This window comes from Streptomyces sp. NPDC002276 (assembly GCF_053891435.1).
In genome coordinates, this window is record NZ_JBSFCQ010000003.1 from 200479 (window position 1) to 221382 (window position 20904).

Consider the following 20904-nt stretch of genomic DNA (forward strand, 5'->3'; position numbering starts at 1 on the left):
CCTAGCGCTGGTAGCGGGCCAGCACCAAATTGCCGTCCCTCACCAGCCGTTGGCGTAGTTCAGCCAGGCCGATCGCGCCGCTGTAGTACTCCTGGAACGCCGGGGTCGCCACCTTGTCCTTCCATTCCGGGTAGCCGCGTACCGACTGCGCGGGGGCCGAGGTGAGGTCGTCGGCGAGGGCCGTGCCGGTGGACCAGTCGTCCTTCGTGGTGTGCAGGGCGGGGTCCTTGAGGGCCTGGGTGGCGGTGGGGAGCATCCAGTCGCCGAGGGCCAGGCGGACCATGTTCTTGGGCTGGAGCAGGAAGTCGATGAACTCTGCGGCCTCCTTCTTGTGCGGGCTGTCCTCGGCGATGGACAGGGTCTGCGGGCTGACGCCCTGCGTGAGCCCGTCGGCCCCGGCCGGGGCGGGCAGCACCTGCCAGTCGAAGCCCTTCGGCGCCTGCTGCACGATCTGCTGTCGGTAGGAGAAGCCGAGCGGGACCATCGCGTACTTGCCGCCGAAGAACCCGGGCAGGGTGTCCGAGCCGCCGCTGCCGAGCGTCGTGGGCGAGGCACTGTGGTCCAGGTCGGCCTGGTCGTGGATCGTGCGCGGTACGACCTCGTCGGCCGCGTCGAAGCGCACGGTCACCTTGCCGTCCGCGTCCCGGTGGAACAGCTCGCCGCCCGCCGAGAGAGACAGGTTGAGGGTGGCGGACACCGGCTCCTTGAGCGGCCAGGCCACTCCGTACTTGCCGTCGCCGCTCAGCTGCCGGGTGACGGCCCTGAACTCCGGCCAGGTCCACGGGTGTTCGGGGGTCGGGATGCGTACGCCCGCCTTCTTCAGCCAGGTCGCGTTGGCGATCAGCACCCTCGGCTCCTGGAGGAACGGCACGCCGTAGATCCCGTCCCCGAAGGTCGTCGTCTCCCAACTGCGTTGCGGGATGTCGGACTTGAGGCGGGCGGGCAGCAGGTCCCTGAGGTCGGCGAGGTAGCCGCCGTAGGCGAAGTCCGCGAGGTCGTCGGAGGCGTCGTGGATGATGTCCGGTGCCTCACCACCCTCGAAGGAGGTCAGGAGCTGGTCGTGGACGCTGTCCCAACTGCCCTGTACGTACTCGACCTTGACGTCCGGATGGGTGGCGTTCCACTCCTTCACCAGTTCCTTGTTGGCGGTGACGGACTCCTCCTGCCAGGCGAGGGACTGGAAGCGGAGGGTGATCCTGCCATTCGGTGAGCCGTGGTCGCTTCCGCTCGTGCAGCCGGCCAGAAGCAGGGCCAGGGCAGCGAGGGCGAGGATCCATCGGGAGCGCATCAGCTCTTCACCGCCCCGGTGAGCATGCCGCCCGTGATCCGGCGTTGGATCAGGGCGAAGACGAGCAGGGAGGGGAGGGTCGCGAGGAACGCGGCTGCGGCGAGTGGGCCGAGGTCCGCCACGCCCTCCGCGCCGATGAAGTGGGTGAGGACGACCGGCAGGGTCTGGTGCTCCGGGGTCTTGAGCAGGACCAGCGCGAAGAAGAACTCGTTCCACGCGGTGACGAACGCGAACAGCGCCGTCGCCACGATCCCCGGCGCGAGCAGCGGTGCCGTCACCGACACGAGGGTGCGGAGTTTCCCGGCGCCGTCGACCGCCGCCGCCTCCTCCAACTCGGCCGGTACCGCTCGTACATAGCCGACGAGCATCCACAGCGCGAACGGCAGCGACCACACCGCGTAGACCAGCACCAGCCCGGCCAGGGAGTCGATCAGCCGCAGGTTCTTCAGCACCAGGAACAGCGGGATGATCACCAGCACGAACGGGAACGCCTGGCTGACCACCACCCACCCGGTCGCGGCCCGCGCGAGCAGTGTGCGGCGCCGGGCCATGGCCCACGCCATCGGGGTCGCGATCACCACGGCGATCAGCGCGGCCCCGAGCGCGGCGAGCAGGGAGTTCAACGCGGCGTGCAGCAGCGGCTGTTCGTCGAAGGCCTGGCGGAAGTTGGCGAGGGTGGGGTGCCGGGGGATCCAGGTGGGGTGCAAACTGCCCAGCTCTCGCGGGGACTTGAAGGCGGTGGAGATCAGCCAGAGGAAGGGGAAGGCGAGGAATACGAGATACGCGAGCAGGGCCGCGTACTGTCCGGCGCGAGCCTTGGCACTGGTCTTCACTGGTCCTGTCCTCCTCTCAGTCGGCCTACGAGGAAGACGGCCAGGAGCACCGAGATCACCGCGACCATCACACATCCCATCGCCGCCGCGTACCCGAACTGGCCGTAGCGGAAGGCCTCTTCATAGGCGAAGAGCATGGGCAGCCGGGTGCGGCCGCCGGGTCCGCCGCTGGTCAGGACGTAGACCAGGGCGAACGAGTTGAAGTTCCAGATGAGGTTGAGCGCCGTGATCGACAGTGCCACCGGTCTGAGGGCGGGCCAGGTGACCGTGCGGAAGCGGCGCCAGGCTCCGGCGCCGTCGACCGCCGCCGCCTCGTGGAGTTCGCGCGGGGTGTTCTGGAGTCCGGCGAGCAGGGCGACCGTCGTCTGGGGCATGCCCGCCCACACGCCGACGACGATCACGGCGGGCAGTGCGGTCGACAGACCGCTGAGCCAGTCGCGGCCGTTCCCGAGGCCGAGGTCGTGGAGGGTCTCATTGAGGACACCGGCGTCCGGGTTGTAGACGATCCGCCACATGATGCCGACGACGACCTCGGGCATCGCCCACGGGACGATCGCCAGCGCCCGGGCCAGCCATCTCAGCCGCAGGTCCTGGTTGAGGAGAAGGGCCAGACCGAGGGCGAGCAGGAACTGGGGGACGGTGACTCCGACCGCCCACACCAGCCCGATGCGGAACGATTCCCAGAAGAGTGTGTCGTGCAGCAGGTCGCGGAAGTTGAGGGCGCCGATCCACCGCGTGGGCACCGTTCGGCCCGACTGGGAGTCGGTGAAGGCCAGCAGGACGCCGTAGAGGAGGGGGCCGACGCTGAGGACGAGGATCGGGATCAGCGCGGGCAGGACCAGGAACCAGGCCGCGCGGTCATGGTTCGGCGGCCTCCTCACCTCCGTCACCGATACCCCCGTCACCGATGTCATGGAATCAGCCCCTTTGCGCGGACCGGTCGGGCCCCGTCATGGTCGTGAACGCCGTGTGCCTCGTCAAGGCACCTCGCATGCCGTCCCACCTGTGCGAATGCGACACTGGCCGTCGGATGGCGGGAACCCGACGCCGTACGCACACGCACAGGGACCCCCGCGGCGACACGCACAGGGACGACACGGAGGCGGACGATGGACGAGGCACGGGCGCGGGACGTACTGGCGGCGGCGGACGTACTGCCCGGTGCGGCGCGGGACGCGCGGCTCCTCGCCCTCGGCGAGAACGCGGTGTTCGCCGCCGATGACCTGGTCGTCAAGGTGGGCCGCGACGCCGAACTCCTCGACCGCGCCCGGCGCGAGCTGGAGGTCGCGGTGTGGCTGGCCGAGGCGGGCGTGCCGGCGGTGCGGGCCGCCGACCCGAAGCCGCGCCTCGTCGAGGGACACCCGGTGACCGTGTGGCACCGGCTGTCCGATTCCGTACGGCCCGCCGAACCCCGGGATTTGGCCGAACTGCTACGCCTCGTCCACGCGCTCCCCTCCCCCTCCTTCGAACTCCCGCCCCGCGAGCTGCTGGGCGGTGTCGAGCGCTGGCTGCGGCTCGCGGGCGACGCGATCGATCCGGCGGACGCGGCGTATCTGCGGGAGCGGCGGGATGGATTCGCGGCTGCCGCCGCCGCGCTGACGCCTCATCTGCCGCCGGGGCCGATTCATGGCGACGCGTTGCCGCGCAATGTGCATGTCGGTCCGGACGGGCCGGTCCTGGTCGACCTGGAGACCTTCTCCGCGGATCTGCGTGAGCACGATCTGGTGGTGATGGCTCTGTCCCGCGACCGCTATGCCTTTCCGGCCCGGGCGTATGACTCGTTCACCGAGGCGTATGGGTGGGACGTGCGGGAGTGGGACGGGTGCTCGGTGCTGCGCGGGGCTCGGGAGACGGCCAGTTGCGCGTGGGTTGCGCAGCATGCGCCCAGCAATCCCGAGGCGTTGGTCGAGTTCGAGCGGCGGGTGGGGTCTTTGCGGGACGGGGACGAGACGGTGCGGTGGTTTCCGTTTTGAGCGCCTATTGAGCGGGGGGGGGGCGCGGGGGGCATCCGTATACGGGCGACTGACGGTCCGATGTGGCTGGTCGCGCAGTTCCCCGCGCCCCTTACGGGCGCCCCGGGTTACACCGTCTCGTCCTCCAGCTCCCGCAGCGGCCACATGCCGTCGATCACCGCGTCCTGGTCGCCCTTGCGGCGTAGGAAGCTCTGGAAGTCGGCGGCCCATTCGGCGTACCACTCGATCTGGCGGCGGTGGAGCTCGGCGGGGCCCAGGGCCGCGACCTTGGGGTGGCGGTCGGCTATCGCTCCGGCCAGGCGGGCGGCGGCGAGGGCGTCGGCCGAGGCGTCGTGGGCGGTGTCGAGGACCACGCCGTACTCCTGGCAGACCGCTTCGAGGTTGCGCTTGCCGCGGCGGTAGCGGTCGACGGAGCGGTCGATCGTGTACGGGTCGATGACCGGGGCGGGGTCGGTGCCGCCGAGGCGGTCGCGCAGGGACGGGAGTCCGTGTCGGCGCAGCTCGGCGGAGAGCAGGGTGAGGTCGAAGGCCGCGTTGTAGGCGACGACGGGGACGCCCGTCTTCCAGTATGTGGTGAGGACGTCGGCGATCGACTCGGCGACCTCGTCGGCCGGGCGGCCCTCGGCGGTGGCCCGTTCGTTCGTGATGCCGTGCACGGCGACGGCGTCGGCCGGGATCTCCACGCCGGGATCCGCCAGCCACTCCCGACGGCCCGCGGGCCGTCCGCCCCTGACCTCTATGACCGCGCCGGTGACGATGCGCGCCTCGCGCGGCTCCGTGCCGGTCGTCTCCAGGTCGAAGCCGATGAGCAGCTCCTGGTGCCAGGCCATGACGGCCCCCCTTCTCGGTGGTGCTTTCCCCCAGTGGTCTCCACCTTCGCATGAGCCACTGACAATCCGAGGACCGCGTTCCGCTTACCGCCGGACCGGCCTCGGACAGGTCAGGACACCGGTCGCGAATCCGCCCACATCTGCTCGAACTCATCGCGATAGGTGGGGAAAAGACCGCTGTCGTCTATTTCGTCCGTCTTGACGAGTCGGCTTCCGTTTCGCAGCACCAGCACCGGCGCCTCCATGCCGCGGCTGCGGCGCAGATAGGACTGCACGACGGCTATGCCGTCCGTGCCGTCGCCGTCGACGAGGTATGCCGTGAAGCGGGGCGTCTCGTCGAAGACCTGGATCTCGAAGGCGCCCGGGTCGCGCAGCCGGGACCGCACCCGTCGCATGTGCAGGATGTTCATCTCGACGGCGCGGCTCAACTCGCCCCGTTTTATGCCGAGTTCACGCTCGCGCCGCTTCACCGCGCTGGAGGCCGGGTTGAGGAACAGCAGCCGTACCCGGCAGCCCGACTCGGCGAGGCGGATCAGTCGTCGGCCGGAGAAGTTCTGCACGAGGAGGTTGAGGCCGATGCCGATGGCGTCGACGCGGCGGGCGCCGCCGAAGATGTCCTCGGCCGGGAACTGGCGCATCAGCCGCACCCGGTCGGAGTGGACGGCGACCACGTCGGCGAAGCGGTCGCCGATCAGTTCCTCGACCGCGTCGACGGGCAGTCGGCGGGCGGAGGGTACGTCGCTGCCGGCGCCGAGGGTCTCCAGGAGTTTCGCGGAGGCCCGCTCGGCCTGGTTGAGGACGGCCTCGGACAGGGCGCGGTTGCGGGAGACGACGTTGCGGGTCACCTCCAGTTCGTCCAGGGCGAGTTCGACGTCGCGGCGCTCGTCGAAGTACGGCTCGAAGCACGGCCAGTGCTGCACCATCAGCTCGCGCAGCTGCGGCAGGGTCAGGAAGCTGAGGACGTTGTCGTCGGCCGGGTCGAGCAAGTAGCCCTTGCGGCGGCTTACTTCGCGGACGGCGACCGCGCGCTGCACCCACTCCTGGCCGGCCGGACCGGCCGCGGCGACGACCCATTCGTCGCCGTGGACGGGTTCGTAGATGGGACGCAGGACGGCCGCTACGACGGCGCGCAGCCGCTGTTCGACCAGGTTCAACCAGATGTAGGCGCGGCCGGCTCGCTGGGCGCGCGTACGCACCTCGCGCCAGGCGTCGGCGTCCCAGTCCAACTCCGGCCCAATGGAACCAGCCGCGTCCATCGGACGTGCCAGGGACACCGCGCCGGGCGGGACTTCTGCGGAGTTCCCCTCGTGACCCTCGTCACCAGGGGGCAACTCCAGCCCTCCCGAGCCCACCCGTGCACCGCCTTCCGCTCCCCCGAGCTCTCCCCAGTCTCAACGATCAAGGAAGGGTACTCCGGGACCGGTCGGCGGTGCAGCCGGATGGACAGGGTCGTTTCTCAACTTCCGCCGTTCACATTGCCGTTCTGGTCGGCGAGGGCGGCGGGAGTGAGCGGATTCATGGCAGTGACGTCGCGCGGGGCGATCGAGAATCCCTGCCAGTGGACCGGCATCGGCTGCTGGTCCTCGTCGCGGGCGATGTGGTGGAAGCCGACGTTCACCCAGACCACGGGCTGTGTGAGCGTCTGGCCGTTGACCCACTTGTCGACCTGCTTCGGGTGCCCAGCACCGCAGTTGGGCAGGTTGTCGCTGGCGAACTGCTCGCACTTGTTGTACTGGGTGAAGTACACGTCGTGCTGGGTGAAGCTGCGGCCCGGGTACTTGGTGGTGGGGCCGGGGACTATCTCGTAGGACCGGGCGTGGTTGTCCTTGTTCTTGCCGGTCGCGCTGACGATGCGCCACCAGCGCATGTTCTTGGCGTCGCCCGCGAGTTCCTTGGTGACCTTGGTCAACGTGGTCTTGTTCGTGGGGGTGTTGGCGCCGTGCGTGGTGACCGCGGAGTCGTACTGCTCGACGCGGCCCTTGGAGGAACCGTCGAGCGCGAAGTCCAACTTCCAGAAGACGTCGTGCTGGTGGCTCGTCGCGTACGCCGTGGCGCCCTTGCCGAGCGGCCAGCCGCGGCCGTCGCCCGCGTCGTAGTCGTAGGGCGAAAGGCTGCCGGTGGCACCGACGTTCATGTTGATGGTGCCGTCGTCCTGGAAGCGCCACTCGGTGATGTACTCGTACCAGCCGACCTGGTTGACCGTGTAGACGAGGAAGTCCTTGCCCTGGGTCTGGAAGACCTTGTTGGCGCTGTCGCCCTGCATGCGGAAGGCGTGGCCGCGCGAACGGGTCGTCGTGCAGAGGCCCTTGACGTTCGGGTGGTCCGGGTCGATGGCGTCGGGGACCTTGACGGTCTTGATGGTGCCGCCGGGACACTCGCCGGGCTGCATGTTCATCAGGCCGGTGCCGAAGCCGTACTGCGTGAGGTCGCTGTACTCGTTCTTGCCGTCGTCGTACGGGACGTGGATCTGCGCGAGCTTCGCGTCGGCGAGCACCTTGATGGGGGCGGCCTCGCCGGGCGGCTGGTAGGAGATGTTCTCCAGGACGAGACCGGCCTCGCGCTCGTAGTGCCAGCACATCCGCCAGGTGGTGCCGGTGGAGAGCTTCTGCTCGATGGTGTAGGCGGCGCTGCAGCCGGGTGCGGCGGCGCTCGGGGCGGCCTTCGGCTGGGCGACGGCCGGGCCCGCGCCCGCGGTGGCGCCGGCGGCCAGGGCGGCCACCGTGAGGGCCACGGCCCCCCGACTGCGGGCACGGCTGATTCTGTTGACGCGCATGAAGAAGTGACTCCCTTACAGGAGAAGCAAGTTGGGACAGTGAACGAAGGAGAGGGCGCGACCCGCGCGGGTCGGTGCGACCGGTTCAGCCGGTGAGCTTGCCGACCTTGCGGGCGCTCAGGTCGATGACGAAGTCACGGGCGTCGATCCACGGCCCGTTCTTGACCTTCGGGAACAGCCGCACGCAGCGGTGGTCGCCGCACTGGTCGAGGACGCCGGACTGCCGTCCAGGAGTGGCCTTGTAGATCATGGCGGTCAGCAACAGCTGGTCGGGCGAGGTGAGTTCGTTGCCTGTGGCGTCCTTGTAGTCGGCCTTCAGGCCCGCGCCCAGCGGGTCCGCGAGCAGCAGTTCGGCCGCCTCGACGTCCTCGGCGTGGCTCGCCGGCGGCTGCACTCCGTGCTGGGTGCCGGTCTGTTCGACCTTGCCGGTGTCGAGGTTGACGGTCTTGGTGACGACCGTGTCGTCCTTGTAGTCGTAGAACGTCACGTCCGCGCGGCGCGGCGCGTTCGGGTTGTCCAGCTCGTCGGGGTTCGGGTCGGCGAGTTGGACGTCGAGGCGCTGCGGTCCGCGCTTCCCGTCCACGTTCTCACTGGAGTTGAGGAACTGCTGATTCACCGCGAGCTGCTCGACGCGCTTGGTCTCGTCGTCGGTGAGCGGGTCGCGGCCCTTGCCCTTCTCGCCCTCGGCCGGGGCCTGTTGCACCACACCGGGTGCCGCGCCCAGCACGTCCCCGGCCTGCTGCTGGGCGGACCCGGCGGCCTTTCCGGTGCCCCCCGACTCGTTGGCCCCCGCCGTGCCCGGCAGGGTGACGGCGACCATCACGGCGGTCCCGGCCACCGCTATGGCCGTACCCGCCACCACTTTGCCCAGGTGGCGGTGCACTGTCCTTCGCACATTTCCCCCTACTCCCCCTGGGTCCATCCCCGGACCTCTGGGAGTGGTGTCTGTCCCACTTGGTTCGGCGTACGGCATACGTCGTACGCACTGGTCATTTGGTAAGAGGGATGTAAGTCATAGGTGGTTCCCTCACTTTCGGGGAGACTCAGGGGCAAGGCGCCCCGGTGGCGGGGCCCGGCTGAAAGAGTCGTGACCATGCAGGTCTGGCCTGGAGAGGCGTATCCACTCGGTGCCACGTACGACGGCGCCGGCACCAACTTCGCGGTCTTCACCGAGGCCGCGGACCGAGTAGAGCTGTGTCTGCTGCACGACGACGGCTCGGAGACGGCGGTGGAACTGCGGGAGAGCGACGCGTTCGTGCGGCACGCGTACGTGCCGGGTGTCATGCCCGGACAGCGCTACGGCTTCCGCGCGCACGGCCCGTACGCCCCCGAGCGCGGCCAGCGGTGCAACTCCGCGAAGCTGCTGCTCGACCCGTACGCGAAGGCGGTCAGCGGATCGATCGCCTGGGGCGAGGAGGTGTACGGCTACCACTTCGACGCCCCCGACAAGCGCAACGACCTGGACTCGGCCCCGCACACGATGTCGTCGGTCGTGGTCAACCCGTACTTCGACTGGGGCGACGACCGGCTGCCCCGGCACGGCTACCACGAGACGGTGCTCTACGAGGCTCACGTCAAGGGTCTGACGATGCTGCACCCGGGGCTGCCGGACGAGCTGCGCGGCACGTACGCGGCGCTCGCGCATCCGGCGGTGATCGAGCACCTGGTGGAACTGGGGGTGACCGCCCTGGAGCTGATGCCGGTGCACCAGTTCGTGAACGACCACCGGCTGGTCGACATGGGGCTGAACAACTACTGGGGCTACAACACGATCGGTTTCTTCGCCCCGCACAACGCGTACGCCTCCTGGGGCGACCGCGGCCAGCAGGTCCTGGAGTTCAAGTCGGCGGTACGGGCGCTGCACGAGGCCGGTATCGAGGTCATCCTGGACGTCGTCTACAACCACACCGCCGAGGGCAACCACCTGGGGCCGACGCTGTCCTTCAGGGGCCTCGACAACCCCTCGTACTACCGGCTGGCCGACGATCCCCGCTACTACATGGACACCACGGGGACGGGCAACTCGCTGCTCATGCGGTCCCCGCACGTGCTCCAGCTGATCATGGACTCGCTGCGCTACTGGGTCACCGAGATGCACGTCGACGGCTTCCGCTTCGACCTCGCGGCCACCCTGGCACGGCAGTTCCACGAAGTGGACCGGCTGTCGTCGTTCTTCGACCTCGTGCAGCAGGACCCGGTGGTGTCCCAGGTGAAGCTGATCGCGGAGCCCTGGGACGTCGGCGAGGGCGGCTACCAGGTGGGCAACTTCCCGCCGCTGTGGACCGAGTGGAACGGCAAGTACCGCGACACCGTGCGGGACCTGTGGCGGGGCGAGGGGCGCGCGCTAGCGGAGTTCGCGTCCCGGCTGACCGGCTCCTCCGACCTCTACCAGGACGACGGCCGTCGCCCCCTGGCCTCCATCAACTTCGTGACCTGCCACGACGGGTTCACGCTCAACGACCTGGTGTCGTACAACGACAAGCGCAACCAGGCCAACGGCGAGGACAACCGCGACGGCGAGAGCCACAACCGGTCGTGGAACTGCGGTGCCGAGGGCGACACCGACGACCCGGCCGTGCTGGAGCTGCGCGCCCGCCAGATGCGCAACTTCGTCGCCACGCTGATGCTGTCCCAGGGTGTACCGATGGTCAGCCACGGGGATGAGTTCGCGCGCACCCAGAGGGGCAACAACAACGCGTACTGCCAGGACAGCGAGCTGGCCTGGGTGAACTGGCCCGAGGAGGGCGCCGAGTCGTCCGAGTTGCTGGCCTTCACGCGCGCGTTGGTGTGGCTGCGCAAGGAGCACCCCGTGTTCCGGCGCCGGCGCTTCTTCCACGGGCGGCCCGTGGAGGGCACCCACGACGAGCTGTCGGACATCGCCTGGTTCACCCCGGAGGGCAAGGAGATGGCCCAGCGGGACTGGGACTCGGCGCAGGCGTCCGCGCTGTCGGTGTTCCTGAACGGCAACGCCATCTCGGAGCCGGGGCAGCGCGGGGAGCGCATCGGCGACGACTCCTTCCTGATGATGTTCAACGCCTCTCCCCAGACGCTGGACTTCGTGGTGCCGGTCAACCACGGCCGCCAGTGGGAGGTGATCGTGGACACGGGCCGCGCGGAGGGCGTGCCGGCGGGCACGGGCGCGAAGGTGAAGGCCGGGGACCGGCTGACCCTGGTGGACCGCAGCATGACGGTCCTGCAACGCCCCACCTAGGAGGGCACCTGGTCGGTGGACCGGATGCCGGGGTCGATGACACGAAGGGCGGCCGGGCGGGTACACAGGTCTGCATGACACCTGAACGACCCGACCCGGCAGTGCCCACGGCCACCTACCGGCTGCAACTACAGCCCGAGTTCCCGTTCGCGGCGGCCGCGGCCGCTGTGCCGTACCTGGCGTCGCTCGGCGTCTCGCACCTGCACCTCTCCCCCGTCCTGGAGTCCGTCCCGGGCTCGACGCACGGCTACGACGTCGTGGACCACGCGCGCGTGCGGGACGAACTCGGCGGTGAGGACGGGCTGCGGGCCCTCGCGCGCACCGCGCGGGAGCACGGTCTCGGTCTGGTCATGGACATCGTGCCGAACCACATGGCGATGGCCCCGCGTCACAACCACGCCCTGTGGGAGGTGCTCAGGGAGGGCCCCAAGTCGCCGTACGCGCGGTGGTTCGACATCGACTGGGAGGCGCAGGGCGGGCGGTTGCTGCTGCCGGTGCTGGGCGGTCCGGTCGGCTCGGAGATCGATCACCTGGAGGTCGACGGTGACGTCCTGCGCTACTACGACCATGTGTTCCCGTTGCGTGCGGGCACCGGGGAGCTGCCGTTGCCGCGGCTCCTGGACGCTCAGTGGTACCGCCTCGGGTGGTGGCGGCTGGCCCGCACCGAGCTCAACTACCGGCGTTTCTTCAGCATTTCGGAGCTGATCGGGGTCCGCGTGGAGGACCCGGAGGTTTTCGACGCCACGCACGGCAAGATCCTTCAGCTGCTGCGCGAGGGTGTCGTGGACGGGCTGCGCGTCGACCACCCCGACGGCCTCGCCGACCCCGACGGCTACCTCCGGCGGCTGCACGAGGCGACCGGGGGCCGCTGGACGGTCGTGGAGAAGATCCTCGCGGACGGGGAGCGGCTGCCGGCGTCCTGGCCCGTCGCGGGCACCACCGGCTACGACGCCCTCAGGCACGTCGACGGGCTGTTCACGGACCCGGCGGGGGCGGGGGAACTCCTGGGCCAGTACCGGAGGTTCGCGGCCCCGCAGCCGGACCGTGGCGGGCGCTGGGAGGCGACGGTGCGGCGGGCGGCGTACAAGGTGCTCACGCACGAGCTGGACGCCGAGACGGACCGGCTGACCCGGGTCGTGAGCCGGCTGTGCGCCGCGTCCCCGGAGCCCGCGCTGCGCGACCGGGCCCCTTGGGCGCTGCGGACCGCGCTGGTGGAGCTCCTGGTGCGCATGGAGGTCTACCGGCCGTACACCTCGGGGGAAACCGCGGCCGTCGTCACCGAGGAGGCCGCCGCCGAGGCCCGGCAGGCGTTCGCCGTCGCGGAGGAGGCGGGCGCCGTCGACGTCGTACGGGATCTGCTGCTGGGGCGGTACGGGGACGGGCCCGAGGAGGTCGAGTTCCGGGTCCGGTTCGCGCAGACGGCGTCCGCGCTGCGGGCCAAGTCCGTGGAGGACACGGCGTTCTACCGCTATGTGCCGCTGCTGTCGGCGACCGAGGTGGGCGGGAACCCGGGCAGCCCGGCGGTGTCCCCGGAGGACTTCCACGCGTACTGCGCGCGCGTGCAGCGCGACTGGCCGGTGGCGGGCACGGTGCTGTCGACCCACGACACCAAGCGCAGCGCGGACGTACGGGCCGCGCTGGCCGTGCTCACCGAGGTGCCGGAGCGCTGGGCGGACGTGCTGACCGAGGTGACCCGTACCGGCGAGGGGGTGCCGGACGCTCAACTGGCGTGGGCGGCCTGGCAGACGGTGTTCGGTCTCGGCCCGGCGGACGCGGAGCGGGTCCAGGGGGCCCTGTTGAAGCATGTGCGGGAGGCGGGTCTGCACACGAGCTGGACGGAGCAGCAGCCGTCGTACGAGGAGGCGGTGGCGGCGTTCGTCGCGGCGGGCCCGTGCGGGCCGCCCGGTGAGCGTGTGGCCGCCTTCCGCGCGGCGCTGGAGCCGCACGTCCGGGCGAACGTGCTCGGCGCCGCGCTGCTCCAGCTGACGATGCCGGGCGTGCCGGACCTGTATCAGGGCACCGAGGCCGAGTACCTGGCCCTGGTCGACCCCGACAACCGGCGGCCGGTGCCGTTCCCGCCCCTGGAGGCGGGCGCCAAGGGGGCGGTGACGGCCGCCGCGCTGCGGCTGCGGTCCCGTCGTCCGGAGGCCTTCGGTGACGCGGCGACGTACGCCTCGCTGGCGGCGGAGGGTCCGGCGGCGGCGCACTGTGTGGCGTTCGCCCGCTCGGGGGCCGCGGTGACGGCGGTGACCCGGCTGTCGTCGCGGCTCGCGGAGGCGGGCGGCTGGCGTGACACGGTGCTCCCGCTGCCGCCGGGGTGGTGGGCCGATGTGCTCGCTCCGGAGCGGCGGTTCACGGGGCACGCGCGCGTGGCGGAGCTTTTCGAGCTGTCGCCGGTGGTGCTGCTGGAGGTCTCGGACTAGGTGTGCACCCGGAGGGTCCGGGGTGAGCGGCGGACCAGGTCGTCGGGCCGGTGCCGGGCGCCCGGTGCGCGGCGCAGACCCGGCAGGGCGGACAGGAGGGCCCGTAGGCCGTGTTCGGCCGTGAGAGCGGCCAGCAGGGCGTCGGGGCCGGTGCCGTGGGCGAGCGGTCCGGGGTCGGTGCGGAAGGCGTCGTAGCGGTCCGGGTCGGTGAAGCGTTCCGGGTCGCGGCCCGCGGCGCCGAGCAGACAGGCGACGGTGGCTCCGGCGGGTATCGCGCCGACGGGTGCGACGGCCCTGCGCAGCACGATGTGCAGCGGCGGATCGCGGCGCAGGGACTCCGCCCAGGCGCCCGGCACGAGGTCGGGGCGGGCGCGGAGCACGGCCAACTGGTGTGGATGGTCGAGGAGGTTGGCGAGGAACGACGCGAGCGCCCGCGCGGTGCTCGCGCCGGACGCGCCGAGCAGCGTGCCCACGAGCCCGGTGACGGTGTCGTCCGACAGCGGTCCGCCGTCGCTCCGCGCGGTGCACAGCACGGACAGCAGGTCACCGCCCGGATGGGCGCGGCGCCGGGCCGTCAACGGCCGCAGGAAGGCGCCCAGTTCGGGGCGGCCGCCCCCGGAGCGGCCGAGTCCCGTGCGGCACCAGCGGTGCACCCGCGCGGTCTCCTCGTACGGCAGCCCGAGCGCGGCCACGGCCGTGGCGGTGGGCAGCCAGTCGCAGAACTCGGCCACCAGATCGGCGTCCTCGCGCGCGGTGAGGCGCCGGGCGAGGACATGGGCGCTGCGTTCGACGGCGGCGGTCAGGGCGGCCAGCGCGGGCCCGCGCAACGCCCGGTCCAGGAGCCGTCCCGTTTCAGGTGCGGCCGGATGCTCGGCCACGGCGACGAGCCTGGGGTCGGCGAGGGCCGCGCGGACATCGTCGTAGCGGCTGAGGAGCCAGGCTCCGAACGGCTCGTCGTACACCAGCGGATAGTGCGTGCGGAGGGTGCGGTAGAGCGGATACGGGTCCTGTACGGCCGTCCGCAGGCTCGGCGGGCCCGGTGGGCGGGCCGGGGCGCCCGCGGTGCGGGGGACGGTCACGTCCGTGAGACACAGCACCGCCGTCCGCTCCCGTGGTCGCAGTCGCGCCCCGCGCCGTCGAGGGGGCGCGCGGCCGGTCGTCCGCGTCCTGCGCGCACGCGGCTGCCCCCCAGCCGACCATCGCACCGCGCGGACCGCAGCTCCCGTACGACCGTTCGAGTGAAGCGGATACGCCCGGGGCCCGCGGCGTGCGGCGGGTCCCCGGCCACCGGCTCGCACCCGCGTACGGACCCGGGGCGCGGGTCGGGCGGCGGGCGTGCGGTGGCGGGCCGGGAGGGCGGTGTTCGTGATGCGGGGGCACGCGCGTGTGCACGACGACGACGTCACCGAGGGTGAGCGCGGGTCCCGGGAAACCCTCTGGAAATCCCCGGCCCCCTGCTGGCACCAACGCGCCTACCGGCTGCCGGTAAATGCCCCTGGGCGCCCCCTGGAGCCTCCCCCGCGGTCTTCTTGACAGTTCACAGAGGCCATGAAGTACTGCGGTTGCGAAGCCGGGGCGGAGTAGTCGGGGGTGAGTCTCCTGCCGGAGTTGCGATACCCCAGTGTGGCCGAACTGGTGTCGTCCGCGCGGGCGTTGGCCGCTCACCGGCCGGCCCTGTGCACCCTGCGCCAAGTAGGTGTCTCCCGCGCGGGCAGACCGCTTCATCTGCTGTCCGTGGGGCACGCCCGGCGCGCCGTCCTGGTGGTCGCGGGCGCCCACGCCAACGAGCCGACCGGCGGCTCCACCCTCCTCGCGCTCGCCGAACGGGTGATCCGCGAACGGGAGTTGAGGTCGGACACCTCCTGGCACTTCCTGCTCTGCGCGGACCCGGACGGGGCGAGCCTGCACGTCACCCCGGCGCCGCGCAGCCTCTTCGACTACCACCTCGGGTTCTTCCGCCCGGCGGGTCCGGAGCAGCCCGAGTGGTCGCCCTCCGTGCTGCCGCCCGATCGGCTGCCGCCCGAGACCCGGGCCTTGACCCGGGTGATCGACGAGCTGCGGCCCTATCTCCAGGTGACCCTGCACGGCACCGATCTGGGCGGCAGCTGGGTGCAGTTGACGAAGGACATACCGGGACTCGCCGAACCGTTCGCCAAGTCGGCGGCGGAGCTGCACATCCCGGTGGAGACGGGCGCCTCGGACGCGGCGGGCTGGCCCGCCTCGGGGCCCGGGGTGCATGTGATGCCGGCGCCCGGTTCGGACGCCGCCTACCCGAGCATGCCGGACGACGCCCGGCACAGCACCTGGTACCACGCGCACCGCTACGGCGGCCTGACGGCGGTCGTGGAGGTCCCGATGTGGGCCAGCGACCTGGTGGACGACCCGGCACCGCATCCCGCCCCCGCGGCGGCGTTACGGCGGCTGGCGCGCCGGCTGCTGCGGGACGGACGGGAGGTGGAGCGGGTGCTCGCCGAGGCGCTACCGCGGCTCCAGGGCGTCGACGGGCCGCTGCTGCGGGCCGCCAAGTGGGCGCTGGAACTGGTGCCCGGTCTGGCCGCGGACTGGACGCACACCTCGCCGGCCGACACGACGATGGCGTACATCGGCAGCGTGGACGCGTTCGGGCGCCGGCTGCCGCTACGGGCGGCGGCGATGCTGTTGCGGGTGCTGCGGGAGACCGACGACCGCGCGGCGCCCCTGCTGGAACACCTCGTCGCGAACTGGAGCGACGCCTTCGCGGAGCGCTTCCGCGCCCGCTGGGTGCCCCTGGAGCACCAGGTGGAGCACCAGTCCCGCACGGTTGTGGCGGCGGCGCTGTACGCGCGCGAGCAGGCGGACGGGGTCGGCGAGGCGCCACGCGCGCGTGCCCGGCACTCGGCCTGACCCCGCCCGCGCCGGTCAGCCGTCGAGCGCGAAGACGTCTCCGGTCCGCGCCGCCAGGACGCACCCGTTCGAGAAGGTCCTCGTGTAGTCGACCGGACGCCCTTTCCACTCCCCGCGCGCGTGGGCGGTCACCGGGGCGTAGATCATCGGGCAGAACACGCTGCTGGCCGGGATGGCGTCGATGTCACCGTCCGCCGCGGCCAGTTCGGCGCAGGCCTCGGTCGCGTGGGCGTGGCCCTGGGGCGGGTCGCACAGGAGCAGGGTCCCGCGCGTGTCACTGGAGCGGCTGTCGCCACGGGTGACGGTGAGGTGGAGCCAGTCGCCCTGAAGGCCGTGCCGGGGTGCCGCCTGGGCGGGTGCCTGGCCCGCGGCGAGGAGTACGGCCGCGGCCAGCAGGGCGCCCCGGAGGGCGGTCGCTGTGGAGGTGTGGGTCATTCCCGATGCATCGGCACCGCGCTCTCCGCACCCCAGCCCGGCTCACCCGAACGGGAGCGAACGGGCGTGTACCGGCGGGCCAGTTCGAACGCGCTGAGCACCACGCGCGACTGGTACTCGACCTGGCGTGCGACGGAGATCCAGCGCGCCCCGAAGCCGTCCCGGTAGTCGGCGCACCACTCGTCGATCAGCCGGTCCAGCTCCGGCAGCACACCGGCCGGGTCGCTCCCGGAGGCGACGACGAGCTGGTACAGCAGCCCCGCCGTGCGCAGGGCGAGGCGTCGGCCCGCGATGCGCAGGGCCGCGAGATGCGCGGTGTTGAGCGGCGGCAGCGGGCGCGCGGCACTGGTGTCGACATCGGGATCCCACGCGTCGGCGAGCCCCGGGCACACCAGCAAGTAGTCGTCGACCGGCGCGAGCAGCCGTGCGGCGTCGGGCACGAGAAGGGTTCGGGGCAGCAGGCCGGGCGTGGCCGTCGGCGCGGGAGCGGGACGACCGACGTCGTGCCGGGGGCGGCTGTCGGCCGCGTCCGCCGTCGGCGGTCCCACCGCGCCGGTTCCCGGCCGGACGACGGTCAGCGGCACCGGCCCGCCGGCCCGGGAGAGCGTCCCCACGTCCGTCGCACCCACCCCGCCCTGTACGAACGGCCGTAGCCGCGCGAGGAGTTGCTCCAGGATGCGGGTGTCGTGGCGCAGGGTGTGGCTCACGGTGCGCAGGACCGCGTCCGCGTCGGCGGGCGGGGTGCCGTCCTCGACGCCGGACACGCCCCACATCGGCGCCTCCACGACCGCGGTGACCGTGCCGTGCCGGTGCGGGTGGAACCAGGTCGACTCGACGGCGGCCTCGGTGATGGCGGCGGCCAGATCGCCCCGGCGCGGTGGCGGGATGCGGTAGACGGCGGGGCCGATGCTGGGCCAGTACAGGGTGTCGTACGGCCCGAGTTCGCGCGGGATGCCGAGACGGGCCGCGGTGTGCGCGACGCGTTGGGCGAGGCCCGGGAGGTCGCGGGTCAGCTCGACGAAGCCGCCGCCGACGTCGACGCCGTGCAGGGAGCACTGGAGGAAGGGCCGCAGTTCGTCCTGGACCTCCAACAGGGCGCGGGTTTCCGGGAGTCGGGCCCCGGCCGCGCCGTCCGGCAGCCACTCGGGCTGTTCCAGGAAGCCGGGCCGGAAGAAGTTCCGGAAGTACCGGCCGAGGCTGTAGGGACCGGACAGCCAGCCCTCGTTGCGGCGCGAACCGTCGGGGTCGAGGGACAGCAGCAGGTTCCAGGTGGCGTCGGCGCCCTCGCTCAACCGCGGATCGGCCAGGACCCGTTCGGCCAGGCGCAGCACCGTCGCGCCGCCCACGGGCTCGTTGGCGTGCGGTCCGGCGACCACGAGGGCCTGGCGGCTGCCGTGGCCCACGGAGAGCAGCCACAGGGGCGTACCGGCGCGGGAGGTCCCGACTCGGCGCAGCCGGGCGTCCCGGGGGCGGCGGGCGACGAGCGCGGCGGCCTGGGCCCCCAGCTCGTCCACGGACGGGTAGCGGAGGAGTGGTGGCAGGGCACACCTCCACAAGAGTGGTGCCGTCGGTTCACCTGATGTGCATGGTGTACGCACAGTCAGTCACGGCCTGAGGGGTACGTCAACACCGCCGTACGCAAAGGGATTTCACTCGCACCCGAGATCGCCACATGGGGTAAAGCCCAGGCCAGAGGTGAGGTGGGGCTGAGTTCGGGCTCGGTCCGGAGTCGGTCCCGAGTCGATCCGGGCTCGGTCCGGAGTCGGTCCGGCTCAGTTCACGGCGAGCCGGAACGCCATCCGTCCGAAGCCGATCTGATCGCCCTCGCGGACGACGGCGGCGCCGATCACCCGACGGCCGTTGACCGTGGTGCCGTTGGTCGAACCGAGGTCGCGCAGCACCCACATGCCACCCTGGCGGCTGAGTTCGGCGTGCACCCGGGACACCGTCTCGTGGGTCAGCCGCAGCCCGTTGGCGGGGTCGCGGCCGATGCGCAGCGGGTGGCTGTTGCCCGGGTGGGGCAGCAGCAGCTTGGGGAGCCGTTCGGCCTGCCAGGCCCTGCGCAGCCGTACGGTGAACCCGGAGACGGCCTCCACGGTGCCGAACAGGGCGCGCGACAGGCGGCTTTCGGTGGGCAGGTCGGCGGTGAGCGCGACGAGTTCCTCGGACCGGCGGGCGGCGAGCGCCAACTCCATGCGCCGGATGAACGTGTCGTGCGAGAGCCGTCCCATGGCGACGCCGTCATGGAGGACCTTGAGCGCCTTGTCGCGCTCCACGTCGGACAGCCGCGCGGGGTACGTGTGGAACTCGAAGGACGACGTCACGTTCGTGATTGTCGGGCAGTGAACCCCGGGTGTCCAGAAGACGCGGAAACGGCCCGCACGCGCGCGAAGATGACGACACCTGCGCCAAAGGGGTGGATTCAAAAGCGGATTGATCTCGTTTGAAGCACGATGGACGGGCTACATCCCGGTGAGCAGACGAAGGGGAACCGTCCGTGCAGTTCGAGGTGTGGGCACCAGAGGCAGACCGTGTGACGCTCCATCGGGAGGGCGCCACGCGCGCGTTGGAACGCGATCCCGACCGCGTGGGGTGGTGGAGCGGCGAGGCGGAGGCGAGTGACGGCACCCGGTACGGGTTCGCGGTCGACGACGGCCCGCCGCTGCCCGACCCGCGCTCGCGCCGCCAGCCGGACGGCCCGGACGGCCCGAGCGCCGTCGTCGAGCACGAGCGGTACGCGTGGCGTACCGCCGACTGGCCGGGACGCCCGCTGCCGGGTGCGGTGCTCTACGAGTTGCACGTCGGCACGTACACGCCCGAGGGCACCCTGGAAGCGGCGGCCGACCGGCTCGGCCACCTCGCCGAACTGGGCGTCACCCACGTCGAGTTGATGCCCCTGTGTCCGTTCCCCGGCCGGCACGGCTGGGGTTACGAGGGTGTCTCCCTGTGGGCCGTGCACGAGCCCTACGGCGGCCCCGAGGGGCTGAAGCGGTTCGTCGACCGGGCCCATGAACTCGGTCTGGGCGTGGTGCTCGACGTGGTGCACAACCACCTTGGCCCGTCCGGGAATTACCTGCCCGCGTTCGGCCCGTACTTCACGGACACCCACCAGACCCCGTGGGGCAGCGCCGTGAACCTGGACGCGCCCGGCTCGGACGAGGTGCGCGCCTTCCTCCTGGGCAGCGCGCTGGCGTGGCTGCGGGACTACCGGATCGACGGGCTGCGGCTGGACGCGGTGCACGCGCTGTGGGACACGCGCGCGTGCCACTTCCTGGAGGAACTGTCCGCCGCCGTCGACGCGTTGGCCGCCGAGACGGGCCGGCCGCTCTTCCTGGTCGCGGAGTCCGACCTGAACGACCCTCGTGTGGTCACCCCCCGCGCGGAGGGCGGTCTCGGGCTGCACGCGCAGTGGAACGACGACTTCCACCACTCCCTGCACACCGCGCTGACCGGTGAATCGCAGGGCTACTACGCGGACTTCGCGCGGGCCCCGCTCACGGCGGTCGCCAAGACCCTGACAGGCGGCTACTTCCACGACGGCACCTATTCGAGCTTCCGCAACCGGCACCACGGCCGCCCCCTGGACCGCACGCGCGTGGCCGCCCACCGGCTGCTCGGCTACAGCCAGACCCACGACCAGATCGGCAACCGCGCCCAGGGGGACCGCCTTTCGGCCTCCCTCTCCCCCGGCCTGCTGGCCTGCGCGGCGGCGCTGACGCTCACCGGGCCCTTCACGCCGATGCTGTTCATGGGCGAGGAATGGGCGGCGGGCACGCCCTGGCAGTTCTTCACCGACCACACCGACCCGGACCTCGCGGACGCCGTACGGCGGGGCAGGCGGCGGGAGTTCGCGGCCCACGGCTGGGCCGAGGAGGACGTGCCCGACCCGCAGGACCCGGCGACCCGCGACCGCTCCTGCCTGGACTGGTCGGAACCGGAGCGCGAGCCCCACGCGCGCGTGCTGGCCTGGTACCGCCGCCTCATCGCCCTCCGGCACGAGCAGCCCGACCTCACCGATCCCGACCTCTCCGACACCAAGGTGGCCTACGACGAGGACGCCGGCTGGCTCGCCCTCCGACGCGGGGACGTACGCGTCGCCGTGAACCTCGGCAAGGAACCGGCCGCGATCCCCCTGGGCACCCGCCCGGCGGAGATCCTGGCCGCGTGGGACCCGGTGGAGGTGCCGGGGCCGGACGGATTGCTGCGGCTGCCCGGGGAGTCGTGCGTGGTGCTGGCACAGGCGTAAACGCTTGCG

Annotated in this window: 16 protein-coding genes; 5 read left to right on the forward strand and 11 right to left on the reverse strand. The window is 71.7% G+C overall.

Annotated features, from left to right (window positions below; translation table 11 throughout):
* Position 1: 1 nt before the first annotated feature.
* Genes ACWIHT_RS10010 through ACWIHT_RS10020 form a run of 3 tightly spaced genes read right to left on the reverse strand, consistent with a single transcriptional unit; the run spans position 2 to position 3035 of the window.
* Positions 2 to 1288, reverse strand: a complete 1287-nt coding sequence (locus ACWIHT_RS10010) for an ABC transporter substrate-binding protein (RefSeq protein ID WP_456166356.1) — start codon at positions 1286 to 1288, stop codon at positions 2 to 4.
* The gene (locus ACWIHT_RS10015) at positions 1288 to 2121 is read right to left on the reverse strand and encodes a carbohydrate ABC transporter permease (protein ID WP_456166358.1); all 834 of its coding nucleotides are present in this window, start codon (positions 2119 to 2121) and stop codon (positions 1288 to 1290) included. The genes ACWIHT_RS10010 and ACWIHT_RS10015 overlap by 1 nt, the downstream gene beginning before the upstream one ends.
* Complete coding sequence (locus tag ACWIHT_RS10020) at positions 2118 to 3035, reverse strand: carbohydrate ABC transporter permease (RefSeq protein WP_456166360.1); 918 nt, start codon at positions 3033 to 3035, stop codon at positions 2118 to 2120. Before ACWIHT_RS10020 ends, ACWIHT_RS10015 begins: the two co-directional genes overlap by 4 nt.
* Before the next feature lie 195 nt (positions 3036 to 3230).
* Here ACWIHT_RS10020 and ACWIHT_RS10025 point away from each other — a divergent pair, with 195 nt between their 5' ends.
* Complete coding sequence (locus tag ACWIHT_RS10025) at positions 3231 to 4094, forward strand: phosphotransferase enzyme family protein (RefSeq protein ID WP_456166362.1); 864 nt, start codon at positions 3231 to 3233, stop codon at positions 4092 to 4094.
* Positions 4095 to 4201: 107 nt separating this feature from the next.
* On the opposite strand, the gene ACWIHT_RS10030 is transcribed toward ACWIHT_RS10025, so the two are convergent.
* The 4 genes from ACWIHT_RS10030 to ACWIHT_RS10045 all read right to left on the reverse strand — a co-directional run bounded on the left by ACWIHT_RS10030 (position 4202) and on the right by ACWIHT_RS10045 (position 8592).
* Entirely contained in the window at positions 4202 to 4924 is a 723-nt protein-coding gene (locus tag ACWIHT_RS10030; protein WP_456166364.1) for an exonuclease domain-containing protein, read from the reverse strand.
* A 110-nt stretch (positions 4925 to 5034) separates the two neighbouring features.
* Positions 5035 to 6276, reverse strand: coding sequence for an SAV2148 family HEPN domain-containing protein (locus tag ACWIHT_RS10035; RefSeq protein WP_456166366.1), 1242 nt, complete (start codon positions 6274 to 6276; stop codon positions 5035 to 5037).
* Positions 6277 to 6380: 104 nt separating this feature from the next.
* A complete protein-coding gene (locus tag ACWIHT_RS10040; RefSeq protein ID WP_019071463.1) occupies positions 6381 to 7697 on the reverse strand; it encodes a copper amine oxidase in 1317 nt (438 codons plus the stop codon).
* 85 nt (positions 7698 to 7782) lie between these two features.
* The gene (locus ACWIHT_RS10045) at positions 7783 to 8592 is read right to left on the reverse strand and encodes a Tat pathway signal sequence domain protein (protein WP_456166368.1); all 810 of its coding nucleotides are present in this window, start codon (positions 8590 to 8592) and stop codon (positions 7783 to 7785) included.
* Positions 8593 to 8790: 198 nt separating this feature from the next.
* Here ACWIHT_RS10045 and glgX point away from each other — a divergent pair, with 198 nt between their 5' ends.
* The gene (glgX, locus tag ACWIHT_RS10050; protein ID WP_456166370.1) at positions 8791 to 10908 is read left to right on the forward strand and encodes a glycogen debranching protein GlgX; all 2118 of its coding nucleotides are present in this window, start codon (positions 8791 to 8793) and stop codon (positions 10906 to 10908) included.
* Positions 10909 to 10982: 74 nt separating this feature from the next.
* Positions 10983 to 13331 (forward strand): malto-oligosyltrehalose synthase, encoded by a 2349-nt coding sequence (gene treY / locus ACWIHT_RS10055; protein ID WP_456166372.1) that lies wholly within the window; start codon positions 10983 to 10985, stop codon positions 13329 to 13331.
* On the opposite strand, the gene ACWIHT_RS10060 is transcribed toward treY, so the two are convergent.
* On the reverse strand, positions 13328 to 14428 hold the full coding sequence (locus tag ACWIHT_RS10060) for a cytochrome P450 (RefSeq protein WP_456166374.1): 1101 nt from the start codon (positions 14426 to 14428) through the stop codon (positions 13328 to 13330). The genes treY and ACWIHT_RS10060 overlap by 4 nt on opposite strands.
* Positions 14429 to 14921: 493 nt before the next feature.
* On the opposite strand from ACWIHT_RS10060, the gene ACWIHT_RS10065 reads away from it, so the two are divergent.
* Entirely contained in the window at positions 14922 to 16214 is a 1293-nt protein-coding gene (locus tag ACWIHT_RS10065) for a M14 family zinc carboxypeptidase (RefSeq protein ID WP_456166376.1), read from the forward strand.
* Between the two features lie 15 nt (positions 16215 to 16229).
* Here ACWIHT_RS10065 and ACWIHT_RS10070 read toward each other — a convergent pair whose 3' ends face one another.
* The 3 genes from ACWIHT_RS10070 to ACWIHT_RS10080 form a co-directional block, all read right to left on the reverse strand.
* Positions 16230 to 16649 carry an SSI family serine proteinase inhibitor gene (locus ACWIHT_RS10070; protein ID WP_456166378.1) on the reverse strand — a complete coding sequence of 140 codons (420 nt, stop codon included), beginning with the start codon at positions 16647 to 16649 and terminating at the stop codon, positions 16230 to 16232.
* The gene (locus tag ACWIHT_RS10075) at positions 16646 to 18163 is read right to left on the reverse strand and encodes a M14 family zinc carboxypeptidase (protein ID WP_456166380.1); all 1518 of its coding nucleotides are present in this window, start codon (positions 18161 to 18163) and stop codon (positions 16646 to 16648) included. Before ACWIHT_RS10075 ends, ACWIHT_RS10070 begins: the two co-directional genes overlap by 4 nt.
* Before the next feature lie 258 nt (positions 18164 to 18421).
* The gene (locus ACWIHT_RS10080) at positions 18422 to 18973 is read right to left on the reverse strand and encodes an FHA domain-containing protein (RefSeq protein ID WP_456166382.1); all 552 of its coding nucleotides are present in this window, start codon (positions 18971 to 18973) and stop codon (positions 18422 to 18424) included.
* 173 nt (positions 18974 to 19146) lie between these two features.
* Between ACWIHT_RS10080 and treZ the strand changes: the two genes are divergently transcribed.
* Positions 19147 to 20895 (forward strand): malto-oligosyltrehalose trehalohydrolase, encoded by a 1749-nt coding sequence (treZ, locus tag ACWIHT_RS10085; RefSeq protein ID WP_456166384.1) that lies wholly within the window; start codon positions 19147 to 19149, stop codon positions 20893 to 20895.
* Positions 20896 to 20904 lie beyond the last annotated feature (9 nt).

Excerpts from the sequence above, each read along its gene's own strand:
- ACWIHT_RS10010 (WP_456166356.1), bottom strand. The coding sequence starts at position 1,288 with ATGCGCTCCCGATGGATCCTCGCCCTCGCTGCCCTGGCCCTGCTTCTG.
- ACWIHT_RS10020 (WP_456166360.1), bottom strand. The coding sequence starts at position 3,035 with ATGACATCGGTGACGGGGGTATCGGTGACGGAGGTGAGGAGGCCGCCG.
- ACWIHT_RS10025 (WP_456166362.1), top strand. The coding sequence starts at position 3,231 with ATGGACGAGGCACGGGCGCGGGACGTACTGGCGGCGGCGGACGTACTG.
- ACWIHT_RS10030 (WP_456166364.1), bottom strand. The coding sequence starts at position 4,924 with ATGGCCTGGCACCAGGAGCTGCTCATCGGCTTCGACCTGGAGACGACC.
- ACWIHT_RS10040 (WP_019071463.1), bottom strand. The coding sequence starts at position 7,697 with ATGCGCGTCAACAGAATCAGCCGTGCCCGCAGTCGGGGGGCCGTGGCC.
- glgX (WP_456166370.1), top strand. The coding sequence starts at position 8,791 with ATGCAGGTCTGGCCTGGAGAGGCGTATCCACTCGGTGCCACGTACGAC.
- treY (WP_456166372.1), top strand. The coding sequence starts at position 10,983 with ATGACACCTGAACGACCCGACCCGGCAGTGCCCACGGCCACCTACCGG.
- ACWIHT_RS10070 (WP_456166378.1), bottom strand. The coding sequence starts at position 16,649 with ATGACCCACACCTCCACAGCGACCGCCCTCCGGGGCGCCCTGCTGGCC.